This is a genomic window from Streptomyces sp. NPDC001744, from assembly GCF_042892575.1.
In the GTDB taxonomy this organism is placed as follows: domain Bacteria; phylum Actinomycetota; class Actinomycetes; order Streptomycetales; family Streptomycetaceae; genus Streptomyces.
Window position 1 is genome coordinate 26,308 of sequence record NZ_JBIAUG010000023.1, and the last position, 20,157, is coordinate 46,464.

14 protein-coding genes are annotated in these 20,157 nt (G+C 73.0%); 7 read left to right on the top strand and 7 right to left on the bottom strand.

Going from position 1 to position 20,157, the window contains the following annotated elements; genetic code table 11:
* Window positions 1–75: 75 nt before the first annotated feature.
* The 5 genes from ACFYZY_RS24555 to ACFYZY_RS24575 form a co-directional block, all read right to left on the bottom strand.
* Window positions 76–1,161: an aldose epimerase family protein gene (locus ACFYZY_RS24555; protein ID WP_388697873.1), complete on the bottom strand. Its 1,086-nt coding sequence runs from the start codon at window positions 1,159–1,161 to the stop codon at window positions 76–78.
* A 136-nt stretch (window positions 1,162–1,297) separates the two neighbouring features.
* On the bottom strand, window positions 1,298–2,305 hold the full coding sequence (gene yjfF, locus ACFYZY_RS24560; protein WP_388697875.1) for a galactofuranose ABC transporter, permease protein YjfF: 1,008 nt from the start codon (window positions 2,303–2,305) through the stop codon (window positions 1,298–1,300).
* A complete protein-coding gene (locus ACFYZY_RS24565) occupies window positions 2,302–3,417 on the bottom strand; it encodes an ABC transporter permease (RefSeq protein WP_388697878.1) in 1,116 nt (371 codons plus the stop codon). The genes yjfF and ACFYZY_RS24565 overlap by 4 nt, the downstream gene beginning before the upstream one ends.
* Window positions 3,414–4,973, bottom strand: a complete 1,560-nt coding sequence (locus ACFYZY_RS24570; protein ID WP_388697880.1) for a sugar ABC transporter ATP-binding protein — start codon at window positions 4,971–4,973, stop codon at window positions 3,414–3,416. Before ACFYZY_RS24570 ends, ACFYZY_RS24565 begins: the two co-directional genes overlap by 4 nt.
* A gap of 68 nt (window positions 4,974–5,041) precedes the next feature.
* Window positions 5,042–6,034 (bottom strand): ABC transporter substrate-binding protein, encoded by a 993-nt coding sequence (locus ACFYZY_RS24575; protein ID WP_388697883.1) that lies wholly within the window; start codon window positions 6,032–6,034, stop codon window positions 5,042–5,044.
* Window positions 6,035–7,180: 1,146 nt separating this feature from the next.
* On the opposite strand from ACFYZY_RS24575, the gene ACFYZY_RS24580 reads away from it, so the two are divergent.
* A complete protein-coding gene (locus ACFYZY_RS24580) occupies window positions 7,181–9,487 on the top strand; it encodes a beta-L-arabinofuranosidase domain-containing protein (protein ID WP_388697886.1) in 2,307 nt (768 codons plus the stop codon).
* A gap of 104 nt (window positions 9,488–9,591) precedes the next feature.
* Here the strand turns inward: ACFYZY_RS24580 and ACFYZY_RS24585 are convergent, their stop codons facing one another.
* Window positions 9,592–11,052, bottom strand: coding sequence for a family 43 glycosylhydrolase (locus tag ACFYZY_RS24585; RefSeq protein WP_388697888.1), 1,461 nt, complete (start codon window positions 11,050–11,052; stop codon window positions 9,592–9,594).
* A 622-nt stretch (window positions 11,053–11,674) separates the two neighbouring features.
* Here ACFYZY_RS24585 and ACFYZY_RS24590 point away from each other — a divergent pair.
* From ACFYZY_RS24590 to ACFYZY_RS24605, 4 genes are all read left to right on the top strand, one after another.
* Entirely contained in the window at window positions 11,675–11,899 is a 225-nt protein-coding gene (locus ACFYZY_RS24590) for a hypothetical protein (protein WP_388697891.1), read from the top strand.
* Between the two features lie 371 nt (window positions 11,900–12,270).
* Entirely contained in the window at window positions 12,271–13,458 is a 1,188-nt protein-coding gene (locus ACFYZY_RS24595; protein WP_388697893.1) for a glycosyl hydrolase family 28-related protein, read from the top strand.
* A 58-nt stretch (window positions 13,459–13,516) separates the two neighbouring features.
* Complete coding sequence (locus ACFYZY_RS24600) at window positions 13,517–15,049, top strand: glycoside hydrolase family 6 protein (RefSeq protein ID WP_388697895.1); 1,533 nt, start codon at window positions 13,517–13,519, stop codon at window positions 15,047–15,049.
* Between the two features lie 163 nt (window positions 15,050–15,212).
* The gene (locus ACFYZY_RS24605) at window positions 15,213–15,950 is read left to right on the top strand and encodes a dienelactone hydrolase family protein (protein WP_388697898.1); all 738 of its coding nucleotides are present in this window, start codon (window positions 15,213–15,215) and stop codon (window positions 15,948–15,950) included.
* 138 nt (window positions 15,951–16,088) lie between these two features.
* On the opposite strand, the gene xylA is transcribed toward ACFYZY_RS24605, so the two are convergent.
* On the bottom strand, window positions 16,089–17,255 hold the full coding sequence (gene xylA, locus ACFYZY_RS24610; RefSeq protein ID WP_388697899.1) for a xylose isomerase: 1,167 nt from the start codon (window positions 17,253–17,255) through the stop codon (window positions 16,089–16,091).
* A 170-nt stretch (window positions 17,256–17,425) separates the two neighbouring features.
* Here xylA and xylB point away from each other — a divergent pair, with 170 nt between their 5' ends.
* Both xylB and ACFYZY_RS24620 read left to right on the top strand, forming a co-directional pair.
* Entirely contained in the window at window positions 17,426–18,871 is a 1,446-nt protein-coding gene (gene xylB / locus ACFYZY_RS24615; RefSeq protein ID WP_388697902.1) for a xylulokinase, read from the top strand.
* Window positions 18,868–20,112, top strand: coding sequence for an ROK family protein (locus ACFYZY_RS24620; protein WP_388697905.1), 1,245 nt, complete (start codon window positions 18,868–18,870; stop codon window positions 20,110–20,112). The genes xylB and ACFYZY_RS24620 overlap by 4 nt, the downstream gene beginning before the upstream one ends.
* The last annotated feature ends 45 nt before the right edge of the window (window positions 20,113–20,157 follow it).

Consider the following 20,157-nt stretch of genomic DNA (forward strand, 5'->3'; position numbering starts at 1 on the left):
CGCCGCCACCGACACGGCCGTGCCCGCCGGTTCCTCCACCGGCGGGCACGGCCGTGTCGTCGTTCCCCGCCCCGGTCAGCCGGGGGTGCCGAACCGCAGGACCGTCCTCGACCGGTACTCCTCACCGGGGCGCAGCACCGGGGAGGGGTCGCCGGGACGGTTCGGGGAGTCGGGGAAGTGCTGGGTCTCCAGCGCGATGCCGGCGCCCGCCCGGTAGCGCGTACCGCTCTTGCCGACGACGGTCCCGTCGAACTGCCCGGCGGTGTAGACCTGGAGGCCCGGCTCGGTGGTCAGCACCTCCATGCGCCGGCCCGTGGCCGGTGCGTGGAGGACGGCGGCCCGGCGGAGGGACCCGTCGTCGTCGCGGGGGGCCAGGACGAAGTTGTGGTCGTACCCGCCGCCCGTGTCCACGGGCGGGAGGCCGGGACGGGCCAGCGCCTCGGCGATCACGAGCGGCCGGCGGAGGTCGAACACCGTGCCGGCGACGGGGCGGTGGGGTCCGCTGGGGACGAGGTCCGCGTCGACCGGCGTGTAGTGGGCGGCGTCGACGGCCAGTTCGTGGCCGAGGACGTCGCCCGCGCCCTCCCCCTCCAGGTTGAAGTAGGCGTGGTTGGTCAGGTTGACCGGGGTGGCCGCGTCGGTGACCGCCGCGTAGGAGAAGGTCAGTTCGGCGTTCCGGCCGACGAGGCAGCCGACGGTGACGTCCAGGTTCCCCGGGAACCCCTGGTCGCCGTCGGGGCTGCGCAGGTGCAGGAGCACGCCGGTGCGCTCCGGGGTGTGCACGCTCTCGGCCTCCCAGACCCGGTTGTCGAAGCCGTCGGTTCCGCCGTGCAGGCAGTGGCCGTTCTCCTGTGCGGTCAGCCGGTGGGTCTTCCCGTCCAGGGTGAACCGGCCGTGCGCGATGCGGTTGGCGTAGCGGCCGACGGTGGCACCGAAGTACCGGGCCGCGGGGACGGCCCGGGCCGGGTCGCGGGGGCCGAGGACGACGTCGGCCGGGACGCCGTGCCGGTCGGGCACCCACAGCGCGTGGAGGCGGGCGCCGCGGGTGTGCACCTCCGCCACGAGTCCGTCGGGGAAGCCGAAGGTCCACAGCTGCCCGGACTCCGCGTCGGGCCGGCAGATCGGTGGGCCTCCGGTGAAGGGGGGCGGGGGCGGGTTCATGGGGTTCCTTGTCCGGGACGGGAACGGCCGGGAAGGGGGCCGGACGCGTGTCCGACCCCCTTGCCCGGGCACGGTCGTGTGCGGTGTCTCGATGCGGGGGGGGGGGGGAGCTGGGTGCCGGTGACCGGCGGGAGTCCTACTCGGCCGGCCGGGAGCCGCCGAAGAGGCGCTGCAGGAGGATGAACACGAACAGCAGGCCGCCGATGACGATGCGGGTCCACCACGAGCTGAGGGTGCCCTGGAAGCTGATGATCGTCTGGATCAGGCCGAGGACCGTCACGCCCAGCGCGGTTCCCAGCACGAATCCGGATCCTCCGGTCAGCAGCGTCCCCCCGATGACGGCCGCCGCGATGGCGTCGAGCTCCATGCCGACCGCGTGCAGGGCGTAGCCGGACAGCATGTAGAACGTCAGCAGCAGACCGCCCAGGGCGGAGCACAGACCGCTCACGGCGTAGACCGCGATCTTGGTGCGTCCCACGGGCAGGCCCATGAGGCGGGTCGAGGACTCGTTGCCGCCCAGGGCGTAGACGGTGCGGCCGAAACGGGTGTGGTGCAGGACGACGAAGGCGAGCGCCAGCACGACCAGGGCGACGACCACCCCGAGCGAGACGAACAGGCCGCCGGGCAGGAGGACCCGGGTCTGGGCGATCCGCGTGGTCGTCGGGTCGGTGAGGGAGATGGACTCCGTGCTGATCATGTAGCAGAGGCCGCGGGCGAGGAACATGCCCGCGAGGGTCACGATGAAGGGCTGGATCTCGAAGGCGTGGATCACCCAGCCCATCAGCGCGCCGCCTCCGGCGCCCACCAGCAGGACCAGGGGCACCGCCAGGGCGAGCGGGAGGCCGTTCTGTTCGACGAGCCAGGCCGTCAGCATGGTCGACAGGGCCACCACCGAACCGACGGACAGGTCGATCCCGCCGGTGAGGACGACGAACGTCATGCCGATCGCCACGACGAGCAGGAAGCCGTTGTCGATGAGGACGTTGAGCAGGACCTGCGCGGAGAAGAAGCCTTCGTACCGCAGGGAGCCGACCGAGAACATCGCGATCAGCAGGGTGGCCGTCACCATGAGCGGCAGGCGGGTGGCGTGCCGGGCCGAGAGCCGGTGGAGCGGCCGGGTGAGGGAGGCGAGGGTGGTGCTCACGGGTGGACCTCCTGCTTGCGGGCTCCCGTGTCGCCGGCGGCCGGGGCCTTCTCGGGGACGGCCGGCGCGCGGCGGCGCGAGAGCCGCGCGCGGAACGCGGACGACTGGACGAGGCACACGACGATGACGACCAGGGCCTTGAAGACGAGGGTGGTCTCCGGCGGTACGCCGAGGGTGTAGATCGTGGTCGAGAGGGTCTGGATGATCAGCGCGCCCAGGACCGTTCCGCCGAGGGAGAAGCGGCCGCCGGTGAGGGCGGTGCCGCCGATCACCACGGCCAGGATGGCGTCCAGCTCGATCCAGAGGCCCGCGTTGTTGCCGTCGGCGCTGGAGACGTTGGAGCTGATCATCAGGCCCGCCACCGCCGCGCACACGGCGCTGACGACGTAGACCATGACCAGGAGCCCGCCCGCCCTGATGCCGACGAGGCGGCTCGCGACCGGGTTGCCGCCCACCGATTCGATGAGCATGCCGAGCGCGGTCCGCCGGGTGACGAGGGACGTGACGGCGACGAGGGCGGCGGCCAGCAGGACGGCGAAGGGGAGGGTGAGCCAGTACCCGCCGCCGATCATCTTGTAGGCGCTGCTGGACACGCTGATGATCTGTCCGTCGGTGATCAGCTGGGCCACGCCGCGCCCGGCGACCATGAGCACCAGCGTGGCGACGATGGGCTGGACGCCCAGCCGGGCGACGAGGAAGCCGTTCAGCAGTCCGATCGCGGCGGCGACGGAGAGGGCGATCACGATCGCCGACGTGACGGTGCCCAGGCTTCCGGGGTCCCCGGCGGTGGCGATGTGCTCGCACGCGAGGGCGCCGGCGATGGCCACCGTCGAGCCGACCGAGAGGTCGATGCCCCGGGTGGCGATGACCAGTGTCATGCCGAGCGACACCAGGATCAGCGGGGCGCCGAACTGGAGGATGTCGACGAGGCTGCCGTAGAGGTGTCCGTTCTGGACGCGGACGGCGAAGAAGTCGTGGGTGAGGGCGACGTTCCCCAGCAGCAGGGCGGCGAGGACGGCGGCGGGCCAGAACAGCCGGTGCTCGGTGAGCCGCCGGGCGCCGGCCGTCCGGGCCGGGCGCGCCGCGGCGCCCGTGTCGTCGGGTGGTGTCATGAGGTGGCTCCGGTGGCGATGGCGCCCAGTATCCGGTCGGGCGTCAGGGAGGGGTCGTTGTCGAGGGTGGCGACGAGCCGGTGGTCGCGCAGTACGCCCACCCGGTGGCTCAGCCGCAGCACCTCCTCGAGTTCCGCGGAGATGAAGAGGACGGCGGTGCCCTCGGCGGCCAGACGGGTGACCAGCTTCTGGATCTCCGTCTTGGCGCCGATGTCGATGCCCCGGGTGGGTTCGTCCAGGATCAGCAGCTCGGGATCGGTGAGCAGCCACCGGGCGAGCAGCACCTTCTGCTGGTTCCCGCCGCTGAGGTTGCGGACCTGTGCCTCGGGGTTGGCCGGGCGGATGTCCAGGGTCTCGATCCACCGGGCGGCGATCTCGTCCTGCCGGGCGCGGGAGAGGGGCTTGATCCAGCCGCGGGCGGCCTGGAGGGCCAGCACGATGTTCTCGCGGACGGTCAGTTCCCCGATCAGGCCCTCCGCCTTGCGGTTCTCCGAACAGAAGGCGATCCTGCGGGCGATCGCGGCGCGCGGCGTCCGCAGCACGGCGCGGTCGCCGTCGATCCGCAGCTCGCCCTCGTCGGCGTGGTCGGCCCCGAAGAGCAGCCGGGCCGCCTCGGTGCGTCCGGCTCCGAGGAGTCCGGCGAGGCCGATGACCTCGCCGCGGTGGATGTCCAGGTCGTACGGCTGGATGGAACCGGCGCGGCCGAGTCCGCGGGCGCTCAGGAAGGGGGCGTCCGCGGCACCGGAGGCGGCGGCGCCCGTGTGGGGGGACTCCGCCAGTTCGTCGAGGGTGCTCAGCTCGCTGCCGACCATACGGTGGACCAGGGTGACGGGGGTCAGCTCGTCGATCCGGTACTCGCCCTCGAGCCGTCCGTTGCGCAGGACGGTCACCCGGTCGCACAGGTCGAAGACCTGGTCGAGGAAGTGGGTGACGAAGAGGATCGCGACGCCCCGGTCGCGCAGCCGGCGCACCAGGGCGAAGAGCTGGGCGACCTCGTCCCGGTCGAGGCTGGAGGTGGGCTCGTCGAGGACGAGGACCTTCGCCTTGACGTCCACGGCGCGCACGATCGCGACGAGTTGCTGGACGGCGATGGAGTGGGCGCTCAGCGGCAGGCCGACGTCCAGGTCGAGTTCCAGTTCGGTGATGAGCCGTGCCGCGCGCTCGTGGAGGGCCGACCAGTGGATCAGCCCCAGGCGCCGGGGCTCACGGCCGATGAGGATGTTCTCGGCGACGGAGAGGTTGGGGCACAGGTTCACCTCCTGGTAGACCGTGCTGATCCCGGCGTGCTGCGCGTCCAGCGGTTCGGCGAACCGCCGTGCGTCGCCGTCGACGGAGACGGTGCCGCCGTCGGGCGGGTGGACCCCGGTGAGCACCTTGATGAGCGTCGACTTGCCGGCGCCGTTCTCGCCCATGAGGGCGTGGACCTCGCCCGGGAAGAGGCGCAGGTCCACGCCGTCGAGGGCGAGGACCCCGGGGAAGGACTTGCGGATGCCGCGGGCCTCCAGGACCGGCCGGCCGGTGGGGGTGGGTGTGCGGGGGGTGGGTGGGGCTGCCATCCGCCCTCCTCTCCTGAGGGGGCCGGGGACGGCGCGAGGGCCGTCCCCGGCCGGGTGCGGGCGGGTGATCAGTACTGCCGGGTGGGCAGGGCGGCCGCGGCCTGGTCCTGGGTGAAGACGCCCTCCTTGACCTCGACCCGTCGCGGGACGCTCTCCCCCGCCGCGACCTTCTTGGCGAGTTCCATGAGCTGGTCGCCGAGGAGCGGGTTGCACTCGACCACGACGTTGATCTTCTTCTCCCGCATGGCGACGAAGGCGTCCTTGATGCCGTCGACGGAGATCACCTTGATGTCGGTGCCCGGCTTCTTGCCCGCCTCCTCGATGGCCTGGATGGCGCCCAGGGCCATGTCGTCGTTGTGGGCGTACAGGACGTCGATGTCCTTCTGGGACTTGAGGAAGGCCTGCATGACCTCCTTCCCCTTGGCGCGGGTGAAGTCACCGGTCTGGGAAGCGACGATCTTGAACTTGGGGTCGCCCTTGACGGCCTCGGCGAAGCCGGCCTTGCGGTCGTTGGCGGGCGCGGAGCCGGTGGTGCCCTGGAGTTCGACGATGTTGACCGGTCCGGAGGCGGCCCCGTACTCCTTCACGAGCCACTTGCCGGCCTCCTGGCCCTCCTTGACGAAGTCGGACCCGAGGAAGGTCCGGTAGAGGGAGGTGTCCTGGGAGTCGACCGCGCGGTCGGTGAGGATGACCGGGATTCCGGCGTTCTTGGCCTCCTTGAGGACGGTGTCCCAGCCGGACTCCACGACCGGGGAGAACGCGATGACGTCCACCTTCTGCTGGATGAAGGTGCGGATCGCCTTGATCTGGTTCTCCTGCTTCTGCTGCGCGTCGGAGAACTTCAGCGTGAAGCCGGCCTTCTCGGCCGCCTCGCGCACGGACTTGGTGTTGGCGGTCCGCCAGCCGCTCTCGGCGCCGACCTGTGCGAACCCGAGCACCAGCTTTCCGTCGGAGGAGCCCTTGCCGGCGCCGCCGGTCTTCACGGGTTCGGTGGTACAGGCGGTCAGCACACTGCCGGCCAGAGCGGCGGCGGCGATGATGCGAAGGGCTCTGCGGGACATGTCGTGTTTCCTCTCGAAACGTGCGTTGCACCAGGTGGAGCCCTGAGGCGGCGGACCCGGCGGGGTGGGGCTGTGCGTGGAACGGTGACGGCGGGCACGTCGGATGAAGCGCCGGTCCCGACGTCCGACGGGGTGGCGAATGCGACACATTGTGAGCGCTAACACTGGCGTAACTCAAGGGCTTGCACGACCGTTACCCGTTCTTGATATGCGGGCCCGGATCAACGACCCGGGCCGACGAGGAGGGTTCGACAACCAGTCGGATCAAGTGGCCGACCACAGGACCCCCTCCTCCTCGGCGGGGTGACGGGCCCGGATCGGGTCGGAGTACCGCCCCTCCCTCCCCCCTACTTCGGTGACCGTGCGCCGAGTATTGACCTAACCGATGTGAGCGTTAACACTCAGTGCCGTTATCCGTGCAGGCGAGGAGGAGGAAACGTCGGTCATGCGTCACCCCCGACCGCGACGACCACGACCACCGCGACGTGAACGCCGGGCGCCGGCACCGGACCGCGCACGGGACGACCGGAACGACCCGGGCGGCCGGGCGGTCCGTCGTCCGGCGCGCGCCCGGTAACGTCCGTGACGGCCGGGGGCCGGCGGCGTTTCCGAAGCGGGACCTCCCGCCCGCGCCGGCCAGGGGAAAGGCACGCCGGACAGAACCCCGCCCACGGCCCCGCCGGGCCGTCGGTTCGCTCCCCCGCCCGGGCACCGCCCCCGTCGCCGTTTCCGTACTCCGCCCCGCCTCCGTTCCCTTTGCCGCCGCCACCGTTTCCGGCTCCGCCTCCGTTTCCGCCGCCACGCACGGCGGACGGTGGACACACACGCCCCCACGAGGCCCGTCCCGTACGCCCGGACACCGGTGAGGGCGCCGCCGTCCCCGCCCGTGGCGCCGCTTCCACGGCACCGCCCGGAAGTCCCGTCCGGACCGGCGCCCCGGAGCCGTCCGGGCATCCGCCCGGATCACCGGAGCCACCGAAGCCACCGGCTGCGGCCCTGCGTCTGCCGGGCGGGCGGACCCGTACGCCCCGGCCGGTCCCTCTCCTCACCCCCGCTCCCGCTCCCGATCCCGCCCGGGCCCCTTTCCGGCACGTGGCCCCCACACCCTCGCGAGAACCCGCGAAGCCCCACGAGAAAAGGTGCATCATGCCCTCCTCCGTCAGCAGACGACGCCTCCTCCAACTGGCCGGAGCCACCGCCGCGGCTTCCGCCGCGGGGCCCCTCCTCGGCGGTTCCGCCGCGAGGGCGGCCGTCCCCCCGGCCCGGGCCGACATCGGGACCCTGGCCTCCCCCTTCGCCCTCGGCCAGGTCCGGATGACCGAGAGCCGCTGGCTGGACAACCAGAACCGCACCCGCGCGTACCTGCGGTTCGTCGACGTGGACCGGCTCCTGTACAACTTCCGCGCCAACCACCGGATCTCCACCGCCGGCGCCTCCCCCACCGGCGGGTGGGAAGCTCCCGACTTCCCCTTCCGCAGCCACGTCCAGGGCCACTTCCTCACGGCGTGGGCCCAGCTGTACGCGGTGACCGGGGACACCGTGTGCCGGGACAAGGCCCTCCACATGGTGGAGGAGCTGGCCCGGTGCCAGGCCAACAACGCGGCCGCGGGGTTCGGCGCCGGATACCTGTCGGGCTACCCCGAGGCCGACTTCGCCGCCCTGGAGGCGGGGACGCTGTCCAACGGCAATGTGCCGTACTACACCGTCCACAAGACGATGACCGGTCTGCTGGACGTGTGGCGGCACATCGGCGGCACCCGGGCCCGCGACGTGCTGCTGGCCCTGGCCGGCTGGGTCGACCGGCGGACCGGCCGGCTGGGCACCGCGCAGATGCAGGCCGTCCTGGAGACCGAGTTCGGCGGCATGAACGCCGTCCTGACCGACCTGTACCAGCAGACCGGCGAGGAGCGGTGGCTCGCCGTCGCCCAGCGGTTCGACCACGCCGCGGTGTTCGATCCGCTGGCGGCGAACCAGGACAGGCTGGCCGGACTGCACGCCAACACGCAGGTGCCGAAGTGGATCGGGGCCGTCCGCGCCTACAAGGCGACCGGTGCCACCCGCTACCGGGACATCGCCACCCACGCCTGGGACATCTGCGTCGGCACGCACACCTACGCCATCGGGGGCAACAGCCAGGCGGAGCACTTCCGCGCCCCGCACGCCATCGCCTCCTACCTGCGCCACGACACGTGCGAGAGCTGCAACACCGTCAACATGCTCGCCCTCACGCGGGAGCTGTTCGCGCTGACGCCGGACCGGGCCGCGTTGTTCGACTACTACGAGCAGGCGTGGCTGAACCACATGATCGGCCAGCAGAACCCGGCCGACCCCCACGGCCACGTCACCTACTTCACGCCCCTGAACCCCGGAGGCCGGCGCGGCGTGGGCCCGGCCTGGGGCGGAGGCACCTGGAGCACCGACTACACCACCTTCTGGTGCTGCCAGGGCACGGGCCTCGAGATGCACACCCGGCTGATGGACTCCGTCTACTTCCACGCGGGCACCACGCTGACCGTGAACCTCTTCGTGCCGTCGGTCCTCACCTGGACGCAGCACGGCATCACCGTCACCCAGACCACGTCGTACCCGGCGAGCGACACCACGACCCTGCGCGTCACCGGCGACGCCGGCGGCACCTGGACCATGCGTCTCCGCGTCCCCGGCTGGACCGCCGGAGCCACCGTCAGCGTCAACGGCGTCCCGCAGGGCATCGCCGCCGTGCCCGGAACGTACGCGGCCCTGACCCGTGCCTGGACCCCCGGGGACACGGTCACCGTGCGCCTGCCCATGCGTGTCGTCCCGCGCCCGGCCGACGACGACCCCACCGTCGTCGCGGTCACCTACGGTCCGGTCGTCCTGTCGGGCGACTACGGCACGACCGCCCTGGGTTCCCTGCCGTCACTGGACACGTCCTCGATCAGGCGGACCAGCTCCACCGCGCTCGGTTTCACCGCCACCGCGAACGGCTCCCCCGTCGCCCTCGGCCCGTTCCACGACGCGCACGGCCACAACTACACCGTCTACTGGAGCACCGCCCCCACCGTCCGTCTCGTCAACGCGGGCAGCGGTCTCGTCCTGGGCATCCGGGACATGTCCACCGCGGACGGCGGCCGGGCGCTCCAGTGGACGGACTCGGGCACCGCCGACCACGACTGGCAGATGATCGCGGACGTCGACGCCTTCCGGTTCCGCAACGCCCACAGCGGAAAGGTCCTGGGTGTGCTCGACATGTCCACGGCCGCCGGTGCCGCCGTCCTCCAGTGGGCGGACAACGGCACCGCCGATCACCGGTGGACCCTGCTCGACCAGAACGACGGCACCTTCAAGATCCGCAACGTGCACAGCGGCAGACTTCTCGCGATCGAGAACGGCTCCACCGCCGTCGGCGCCCTCGCGGTCCAGGACGCGGACGACGGCACCGCGGACAACCGGTGGCGCGTCGTGCGCGGTTGACACACCCGTACCGGCCCCCGGACCAGCCGGTACGGGGGCCGGGCGCGGGGACGCCGGTGGGGCGGCACACGGGTGCGCCGCCCCACCGGCCGGTCAGCCGCGGCTCACTGGGTGTGGAAGGTGGCGTCGGCCCGGTCGGCCGCGGTGGCGAGGTCCTGGACCCGCAGCAGGTTGTCGTAGTGGCGCATGTAGCGGCCCGGGAAGTTGGACGACTCGTACGACACCCCGGCCGGGTCGGAGAGCCCGGGCCGGGCGGTCCAGGAGGCGTCGGCGCGGAACAGCGCCGTGGAGTCGGCCTTCTCCAGCCACACCTCGAAGTTCCTGTGCCGCAGGTAGTGGCCGGGGAAGTTGGCCGATTCCAGGGAGACGGTGCCGTTGCCGGCCAGTCCCGTGACGACGCGGAACTGCGAGTCGGCCAGCGGGGAGACGTCCCGTTCGATCCTGGCGCGGAACTCCCGGTGGCGGACGAACCGGTCGGGAAAGTTGTACGAGGAGAGCCGGACGGGGGTGGGGCCGTCCGCGACCGGGATGCCGAAGTCGGGCGTGCCGTCGGCCCGCCAGTAGATCTTCTGGACGCGGGTGCGGCGGTTGGGGTCCTTCAGGGGGTCGCCGCTGATGTCCTTGTAGCCGCGGTCGTGGTAGACGAGGAGGTCGGACTTCCCGTCCTCGGAGACCGTGAACTGGTTGTGCCCGGGGCCGTACTGTCCGGTGGCCGGGTTGCTGGCGAAGACGGGGCCGGCGCCCTTGGTCCAGGACGACGCGTTCAGCAGGTCGGCGGAGGCGGGCGCGGTCAGCAGACCCATGCAGTAGTGGGCGTCGGTGGCGCTGGCCGAGAAGGTCATGAAGACCCTGCCGTTCCGCTGGATCACGGCCGGCCCCTCGTTGACCGTCTGGTTCCCGGCGGTCTCCCACGGGGCGGTCGGCCGGCTGAGCATGACCGGTGTGCCGGTGACGGCCCACGGGCTGGACATCCGCGCCAGGTAGAGGTTGGTGCCGGGGCCCACGGCCGGGTCGTGCTGCGCCCAGGCGAGGTAACGGGTGCCGTTCACGGCGAAGGTCGTCGCGTCCAGGGAGAAGGTGTCGAGGGGCAGCGCGATGCGGCCCTTCTCCGTCCAGGTGCCCGTGACCGGGTTCCCGTCGGCGCACTCCAGGACGTACGGCCGGATCTTCCAGACGTCACCGGCGTCTCCGGCGGCGAAGTAGACGTACCACCTGCCGTCGATGAAGTGGATCTCCGGTGCCCAGATGTGGGCGCCCATCGCACCGCTGGCGTGCTTGGTCCAGATGGTCGTCTCGACGGCCGTGGAGAGCCCCTGGATCGTGGTCGCGCGGCGCAGGACCACGCGGTCGTACGCCGGCACGGTGGCGGTGAAGTAGTAGAAGCCGTCGGTGTGCTTCCAGATGTGCGGATCGGCGCGCTGCTCGGCGAGGGTGTTCGTGTACGTCACCCCGGGGGACGCGGGCACGGCGGCGTGGGCGGTGCCCGGCAGGGCCCCGGTGAGGGCGGCGGCGGCCGAGCCGGTGATCAGGCCGAGCACGGTTCGGCGGGTGGGTTCGAACCTCATGGTCGCTTCCTTCGGGAGGGCGCTGGGACGGATGGGGTGGGTGGCGAGTGCCGGGCGGGGCCGGGCGGCACTCGGAGTCCGGCGGACGGACCGGCGGCACCGGAGGTCCGTCCCTGCCGGGAGGCAGCACAGGGGCGGACGGTTTCGGAACCAGCACCAGCCCGTCGTGCGGCGGACACGGTCGTTCCGGTACGGAAGTGTGAGCGCTAACAATCCTGGAACGCAAGAGGCGTGCGTGAACCAACCGCAGGGAGAGGTGATGCGAGCCGGATCGACAGGAAAGGCGAAGGATCTTTTCTGTTAGCGCTCACAGGCTTATGGAGCGACTTCTCCGACGCAGCAGCCGCCTGGCCGAAGTCGCCACCCGCACCCTCGGCCTCCATCGCACAGGCCGCCGGGCCCCGACACGCTCTCGCCGATGAGCGCCGCGGCCGCCCGGTGGCCACGGCGGCGCCCCGCCCGCGCCGGCGGACGTACGGGCCTCGCACCCAACGGCGCCGGGCCGCGCAGGACCGAAGGGAGCGGATGTACCGGTGCGACGAACGGTGGTCGGCCCGGTGACGTGACTCCTGCCCCCGCCATGACCCCTGAAGCGCCCTGCGGGAAACAACGAGGAGGAAGAATGGCCGCTCTCCTGGCCCTGTTCGGGGCCGTCTTCGGTCTCGGGGCGCTGTCGTTCGTGGTCGTGCTCCGCCGTGACAGAAGGGGGACGGAGACGGCCGAGGGGCTCCTCCAGGAACAGCAGGCGCGGCTTCAGGCCCAGCAGGACCGGACGTCCTACAACGCCTGGGCCGTGCACAACCACCTGCCGACCGCCAGCGACAGCTACGGGCGCCGGGGCCGGTGACATCCCTGTCGCGGCATCAACGGCCTTTTCCCTGAGCCGCGTCCTCACCAGGGGCGGTGGCGCGCAACGCCCCGGACCGGTTCGCCCCTGCCGGCGAGACCCCATGCGTCGGTCGCCCGCGCCGGCCGCATCTCGCGCACCGGCCCCCGCCGGGAGACCGTCATGACCGCGCGGCGCGGGTCGCCCGCGGGGCGGCCCTCGGCGGCTTCGGTCCCGGAGCGGTCGCGCCGTGCGGGTTCACAACGCGCCCCCACCGGCCGACGGCCACATCCGCAGGGGGTGGCCGGTGATGGACAAGTACCGAACGCTTCCCGTTGAATGGGCACGCCCGACCAGCGCGATTATTTGTTCGAATGCAAGGGAGGGTTGGTATGGATCGCACACGAAGGCTGTTCCTCGGCGGTGTCACGGCGGGTGCCGTGTCCGTGGCCGCGGGCACGGGCAGCGCCGCCGCGGTGGAGGCCGGGGCCGCGCCGGGCTGGCACGACGTCAGGGCGTACGGTGCCAGGGGAGACGGCACGAGCGACGACACGGCCGCGATCCAGGCAGCGCTCGACGCCTGCGAGCCGGGCAACAGCGTGTACCTTCCCGCGGGCCAGTACCGCACCAGCGCGCCCGTACGGGTCGGCCCCTACATCACCCTCAGGGGCTCCCACGGTTCCGGCGAGAACGAATACGACGTGGCCGACCCGCCGTTCGGCCTGAAGCCGCTCCCCGGCTTCACCGGCGAAGCCGTGGTGCTGGTCCTCGACCAGATGCGGGGCGGTTACGCGCGCCGGGCCGTCGAGCCGCGGATCTTCGACCTCACCATCGACGGCTCCGCACTGCCGCGCGGCGGGGCGGAGATCGACGGCATCCGGGCCGTCGGTCAGATCCAGCACCTGCAGCTGCGGGACGTACAGATCCGCAAGGTCACCGGTATCGGCATCAACACCGTCTACAACACCGACGTGCCCAAGGGCCCGCAGGCCCCCTTCTGCCTCCATTTCGACCGGGTCTCCGTGCAGTGGACCGGCAGTTACGGCATCGCGCTGAACAACTGCACCGACTCCGTCTTCCACGACGTGTACGCCCTCGGCTGCAACGGAACCGGCTGGTGGATCGCCGGCACCGGAAACTCCACGTTCACCAGCTGCCGGGCGGAGTGGTCGGGCGGCGACGGGTTCATGATGCACGGCTGGGAAGGCGTCATCCAGTTCATCGGCTGCTCCACCGACCGCAGCATGCACAACGGCATCAAGGTGGAGGCCAAGAGCGCCCGGGCCATCCTCCAGCTCACCGGCTGCCGCCTCGACCGGGACGGACGCAACAACGACCTCGGCGGCGGCGGGTACGCCGGCCTGAAGGTCGAGGGAGCGGCCGCCAAGGTGCTCGCCGACGGGCTCGTCGTCACCGCCGGCAACAACGACGACGGTCTGAGCAAGGCGTCCCCGGCACGCGGGGTCTCCGTGACCGGCTCCGCCTACACCGTCGTCAACTCCGGCTACATCGACGGCGTCGAGATCGACTGGCACGACGGCGGCGGCAACACCGTACTGAAGAAGGGCCCCCTCGTTTAGGGCCCCCACCACACGACCGACACCCGGGTCCACACAGACCCGTCGAAGAAAGCCGAGCATGAAACACCCCTCCACGCCTCTCGCCGTCCTTGCCGCGCCGGCGCTCGCCGCCGGCCTCTTCGTCGTTCCGGCCCCCGCGGCCCAGGCCGCCCCCGAGCAGGCCGTGTACGGCGAGTTGGCCCGCAACGGCACCTTCACCACGACCACCGAACACTGGTGGGGAACCGCCGGCGCTTCGGTGAACCCCGACGGGGGCGCACTGCGGGCGACGGTCGAACCGGCCCCCGCACACCAGGTCGGCGAGCTCTACCGCACGGTCGTGGGCCAGAGCGGCATCAAGCTGCGCCAGGGCGCCCGGTACACCCTCTCCTTCGACGCCAAGGCGTCCACAGCCACGGAAATCAAGTCAACCGTCCAGCTCGGCACCGAGCCGTACCCGGAGGCCCTGGGGAACACGCTCGACCTGACCACCACCACCCAGCGGTTCAGCTGGACTTTCACCTCCTCGCTGACCTCGGACGACGGTCACATCGACTTCCAGGTCGGCGGCCGGCCCGTACGGACCGACATCACCTTCGACAACGTCTCGCTGACGACGTCGACGGCGCGCGAGGGCTTCTTCGTCGACCCCGACTCCAACGCGCGCAAGTGGGTGAACGACCACTCCGAGCCCAACCCCGTCGACCTTCGTGCCGCCAAGATCGGCAGCCAGGTGGCCGACCGGATGACCGTCAAGTGGTTCGGCGGCTGGAACACCGACGTCAAGGCGGCCGTCAACGACTACGTCACCAGGGCCACGGCCGCCGGACAGCTGCCCACACTCGTCGCCTACAACATCCCCGGCCGTGACTGCGGCGGCGCCTCCGGCGGCGGCGCGGCCGACGCCGAGGCGTACAAGAGGTGGATGGACGGCTTCATCGCGGGCATCGCCAAGCGGCCGGCGCTCGTCGTCCTGGAGCCGGACGCGGTGGCCCAGGCCGACGTGGAGGAGAACTGCCTGACGCCGGAGAAGCGGGAGGCCCGCTTCGACATGCTCTGGTACGCCAACCAGCACCTCGACGCGCAGGGCCCGTACGTGAAGACGTACCTCGACGCCGGCAACGCGACGTGGACACTGGGCGCGCGCCGTGAGGACGACCCGGCGGACAAGGGGATCGGCCTGAGCGACATGGCCGACCTGCTGGGCCGCTCCGGCATCTACCTGGCCGACGGCGTGGCGGTGAACGTGGCCAACTACCACTCCACCGCCATCTCCGACGACTACGGCCGCCGCCTCGCCGCACGGGTCGAGGAGCGGCTGGGCGTCGACACGACCTGGGTCGTGGACACCTCCCGCAACGGCAACGGCGCGTACGAGGTCCCCGGTGACGAGACCAGCGGCCAGGTCGGTTTCTGCAACCCGCCCCTGCGCAAGCTGGGTTCGGCATCCCGGGTCGGCGAGGGCGGCGCCGCGTACTACCTGTGGATCAAGAACCCCGGCGACTCCGACGGCCGGCACGCCGACGACGCGCGCTGCCCGGCCGGGGGCCTGCAGTACAAGGCCGGTGAATTCTCGCCCGAGTTCGCGGAACGCCTCATCGACGGCGGCTGAGAACGCTTCCGGGCGTTGACCTCCGCTCCCGCTCGGAGCGCGAACCGCCCCGGGACGGAAAGGCAAGACGGGAGGGCGAGACGGCCGGAGGGGCACGCCCGCCGTTCCGCCGGTGGCGGAACACCGGGCGAACCGGGCTCGACGTTCCCTACGGTCCCGTCCCATGACGACGATCACGACGCGTACGGTCGAATACCCGGCCGACGGTTTGACGATGGTCGGGCACCTCGCCCTCCCGGCCGGTGCCGGCCGCCGGCCCGCGGTGCTGCTCGGACCGGAGGGCATGGGGCTCGGCGACGTCGAGCGCCGCCGGGCCGATGCCCTCGCCGGGCTGGGATACGTGGCGCTGGCCTTCGACCTTCACGGCGGGCGCTATCTGGGCGATCCCGAGGAGATGCTGGCCCGTTGCCTGCCCCTGCTCGCCGACCCCGGCCGGATGCGGGGCATCGGCCGTGCGGCACTCGACGTGCTGCGCACCGAACCGCGGGCCGACCCCGACCGGATCGCCGCCGTCGGTTACGGCACCGGGGGCGCCGTCGCGCTGGAACTCGGGCGCGACGGCGTCGACCTGCGCGCGATCGGGACGGTCAACGCGCTGACCACGGGCCGGCCGGGCGAGGCGGCGCGCATCCGCTGCCCGGTGTGGGCCGGCGTCGGGTCGGAGGACCCGATCATGCCGCCCGCTCAACGGGACGCGTTCACCGCCGAGATGCGGGCCGCGGGCGTCGACTGGCGCCTCACGGTCTACGGGGGCGCCCTGCACGCCTTCCACCACCCGCCGGTCGACCACCCCACGGTCCCCGGCGTCGGTCACCATCCGCAGCACGCGCGGCGCGCCTGGCGCGACGTCGTCGACCTGCTCGCCGAGTGCCTGCCCCTGACGGAGGATCCGGAGGCGTGACCCCGGCGGACGGCCCGGTGCCGGGTGGGGGCCGCGCCGGGCACCGGCGGTCCCCCGCCCCCGCGTCCGCACGGCGGAAGCACACCGGGGCGGGACGACGCGGGCGGGCGGCGCACGGGGCGCCGCCGTCGCGCCCGGTCAGCCGCGTACCCCCAGGAGGTGGTCCATGGCCAGCTGGTCGAGGTGTTCGAAGGCCATGGAGCGGGCGGCGGCGGCGTCCGCGTCGAAGTCCTCGAAGGACGCGCGGTCGGCGAGGAGGCCCCGCAGGCCGTCCTCGGCGGTGGGCAGGGCCAGTTCGTCCAGGCGGGAGGCGCGCAGGGCCTCCCGCACCCGCGGGTCGGCCCGGAAGGCCGCCGCCCGCTCCTTGAGGATCAGGTAGGTGCGCATGCAGCCCTCGGCGGAGGCCCAGACGCCGTCGGGTCCCTCGGTGCGCGGGGGCTTGAAGTCGAAGTGGCGGGGGCCCGTGTAGCCGGCGCTCTCCAGGAGGTCCACGAGCCAGAAGGCGGCGCGCAGGTCGCCGGCGCCGAAGCGCAGGTCCTGGTCGTACTTGATGCCGGACTGGCCGTTGAGGTCGATGTGGAAGAGCTTGCCGGCCCACAGCGCCTGGGCGACGCCGTGCGGGAAGTTGAGGCCGGCCATCTGCTCGTGGCCGACCTCGGGGTTCACGCCCACGAGGTCGGGGCGCTCCAGGCGCTCGATGAAGGCCAGGGCGTGGCCGATCGTGGGCAGCAGGATGTCGCCGCGCGGCTCGTTGGGCTTGGGCTCGATGGCGAAGCGCAGGTCGTAGCCCTGCTCGGTGACGTACTCGCCGAGCAGGTCGAACGCCTCCTTCATGCGGTCCAGCGCCAGCCGCACGTCCTTGGCCGCGCCGGACTCGGCGCCCTCGCGGCCGCCCCAGGCGACGTAGACCTCGGCGCCCAGTTCGGCGGCGAGGTCGATGTTGCGGAGGGTCTTGCGGAGGGCGAAGCGGCGCACGTCCCGGTCGTTGGCGGTGAAGGCGCCGTCCTTGAAGACCGGGTGGGTGAAGAGGTTGGTGGTGGCCATCGGCACGGTCAGGCCGGTGGCGTCGAGGGCTTCCCGGAAGCGCTTGACGCACGCCTCGCGCTCGGTGTCGGAGGACCCGAAGGGGATCAGGTCGTCGTCGTGGAACGTGACGCCGGAGGCGCCCAGACCGGCCAGGCGCCGCACCGTCTCGACCGGGTCCAGGGCCGCGCGGGTGGCGTCCCCGAAGGGGTCCCCGCCCCGCCAGCCGACGGTCCACAGGCCGAAGGTGAACCTGTCCTCGGGGGTGGGCCGGTAGTCCATGCCACAGCTCCTTGCTCGGGTGCGCGACGCTCGGGTGCGCGACGCTCGGATGCGCGACGCTCGGATGCGCGACTATTTCGTCATGGCGGTTTACAAATTAGTGTGCCGACGTACGGGTGGGAAGGGTCCCGGAAATGCGGTGATCCGGGCCCGCCGAGAGGGAGAGCGCGATGCCAGTGACCGAGGGACCGTTCGTCATCGGCGTGGACACGTCCACGCAGTCCACCAAGGCGCTCGTCGTCGACGTGCCCACGGGCAGGGTCGTCGCCGACGGCCGGGCGCCGCACACGGTCTCCTCGGGAGCGGGACGGGAGAGCGATCCGCGACAGTGGTGGCGGGCGCTGTGCGAAGCGCTGCGGCAGTGCGGGGCGGACGCGGGCAGGGCCGCCGCGCTGTCGGTCGGCGGGCAGCAGCACGGCCTGGTCACCCTGGACGCGCACGGCGAACCGGTGCGCCCTGCGCTGCTGTGGAACGACCTGCGGTCCGCGCCCCAGGCCCGCCGGCTGACCGGAGGACCGGGGGGCGCGGAGTTCTGGGCCGGGCGCACCGGCAGCGTGCCCACGGCCTCCTTCACGGTGACGAAGTGGGCCTGGCTCGCCGAACACGAGCCGGACGCGGCGCGGGCGACCGAGGCGGTGCGCCTGCCCCACGACTACCTGACCGAACGGCTGACGGGCCGGGGCACCACCGACCGGGGCGACGCGTCCGGCACCGGATGGTGGGCGGCGGCGACGGAGACGTACGACGAGGAGATCCTCGGGCGCGTGGGCCTGGACCCGGCGCTGCTGCCCCGCCTGGTGCGGCCCGGCGAGGTGGCCGGCACCGTGCGCGCCCACCCCGACCTGCCGCTCCCCGGGGGGATCCCGGTCGCGTCGGGCACCGGCGACAACGCGGCGGCCGCCCTGGGCCTCGGGCTGCGCCCCGGCACCCCGGTGATGAGCCTGGGCACCTCGGGCACGGTCTACGCGGTCTCCTCCCGCCGTCCCGCCGACCCGACCGGGACCGTGGCCGGGTTCGCCGACGCGCGCGGCGACTGGCTGCCGCTGGCCTGCACGCTCAACTGCACCCTGGCCGTCGACCGGGTCGCCGCGCTGCTGGGTCTGGACCGCGAGGCCGTCGAGCCCGCCGGGGACGTGACCCTGCTGCCCTATCTGGACGGCGAACGCACCCCGAACCTGCCGGGCGCCTCCGGCCTCCTGCTCGGCCTGCGCCACGACACCACCGCCGGCCAACTGCTGCAGGCCGCCTACGACGGCGCCGTCCACGCCCTGCTCACCGCGCTCGAGCGGGTGCTGGACGAGGACGCGGACCCCACGGCCCCGCTGCTCCTCATCGGCGGCGGCGCCCGCGGCGCCGCCTGGCGGCGGACCGTACGACGGCTGTCGGGGCGCCCGGTCCACGTCCCCCGGGCCGGAGAGCTGGTGGCGCTCGGCGCCGCGGCGCAGGCGGCGGCCCTGCTCACCGGGGAGGACCCGGCCGCGGTCGCCCGGCGCTGGGGCACCGCGCGGGGCCCCGTGCTCGACGCCGTGGCCCGGGACGAGGAGACGCTGGACCGGATCTCCGGGGTACTCTCCCACGCGGCGCCGCTGCTGGAGCGGGGCGTGCCGGCCGGATGACACCGGCCGGACACCGGATCCCCGGGAGGAACGCACTGGTGCACGAGGCCCGTCCCGCGTCCTCCGGCCGCGCGCTGCCCGACACCCAGCGGGGCATGCGCCGGCGCAACCTCGCGCGGGTGATGCACACGGTCAGCGCCGAGGGCCCGCTCTCCCGCGCCGCGGTCGCCTCCCGCATCGGGCTGACCCGGGCGGCGGTGTCGACCCTCGTCGACGAGCTCGTCGGCGCCGGACTGCTGCGGGAGCTGGGGCCCGAGCGGCCGGGCCGGGCGGGCCGGGGCCGGCCCGGTTCCGCCCTCGCCGTCAGCGACCGGGGCCCCGCCGGGATCGGCGCCGAGATCGGCGTCGACCACCTGGCGGTCTGCGTGACGGACCTGCGGGGCGAGGTGCGCGTCCGGGTCGAGCGGCACGTCGCCAACCGGGGCCGCTCCCCCGGGGCGGTCGCCGGGGAGCTGACCGGGCTCGTCCGGGAGGCCGTCGCCCGGAGCGAGGGCGAGGGGCTGCGGCCGGCGGGGCTCGCCGTGGCGGTGCCGGGCCCGGTGGCGCCGGACGGGCGCACCGTCGTCCACGCCCCGAACCTGGGCTGGCGCGATGCCGACCTCGGCCCCCTGCTTCCCGGGGACCTCCCCCTGGTCGTGGACAACGAGGCCCACTTCGGCGGTCTGGCGGAGTTGTGGCTGGGCACGGACACGCCGAGGACCTTCCTGCACGTCTCCGCCGGGACCGGCATCGGCGCGGCGGTGGTCGTGGACGGGCACCTGCTGCGCGGGGCCCGCGGTCTCGCGGGTGAGCTGGGGCACGTGCCGGTCCGCCCGGACGGGCCGGCCTGCGGCTGCGGCGGTCGCGGCTGCCTGGAGCAGTACGCCGGGGAGAGGGCGGTGCTGCGGGCGGCCGGCGGGGAACCGGACGCCCGCGAGGGCCTGCTCGCCGAACGGGCCGCCGCCGGCGACCGGGCGGTGCGGCGGGCCCTGGAGGGGGCCGGCGAGGCGCTGGGCATCGCGCTCACCGGGGCGGTCAACCTGTTCGACCCCGAGGCCGTCGTGCTGGGCGGCGCGCTGGCCGCTCTCGCCCCCTGGCTGCTGCCGTCCCTGCGGAAGGAGCTGGACGGGCGGACGGCCGGGCGGGCCTGCCCGGTGTCGGTCTCCCGGCTCGGCCCGCGAGGCCCCCTGCTGGGGGCGGCGCACTCGGTGGTACGGGCCCTGCTGGACGATCCGGTGGGGGCGGCCGGCCGGCACGCCTGAGGCACGTCCCTCCCCCTCCGCCGCCCTCCCCCTCCGGATCCGGCG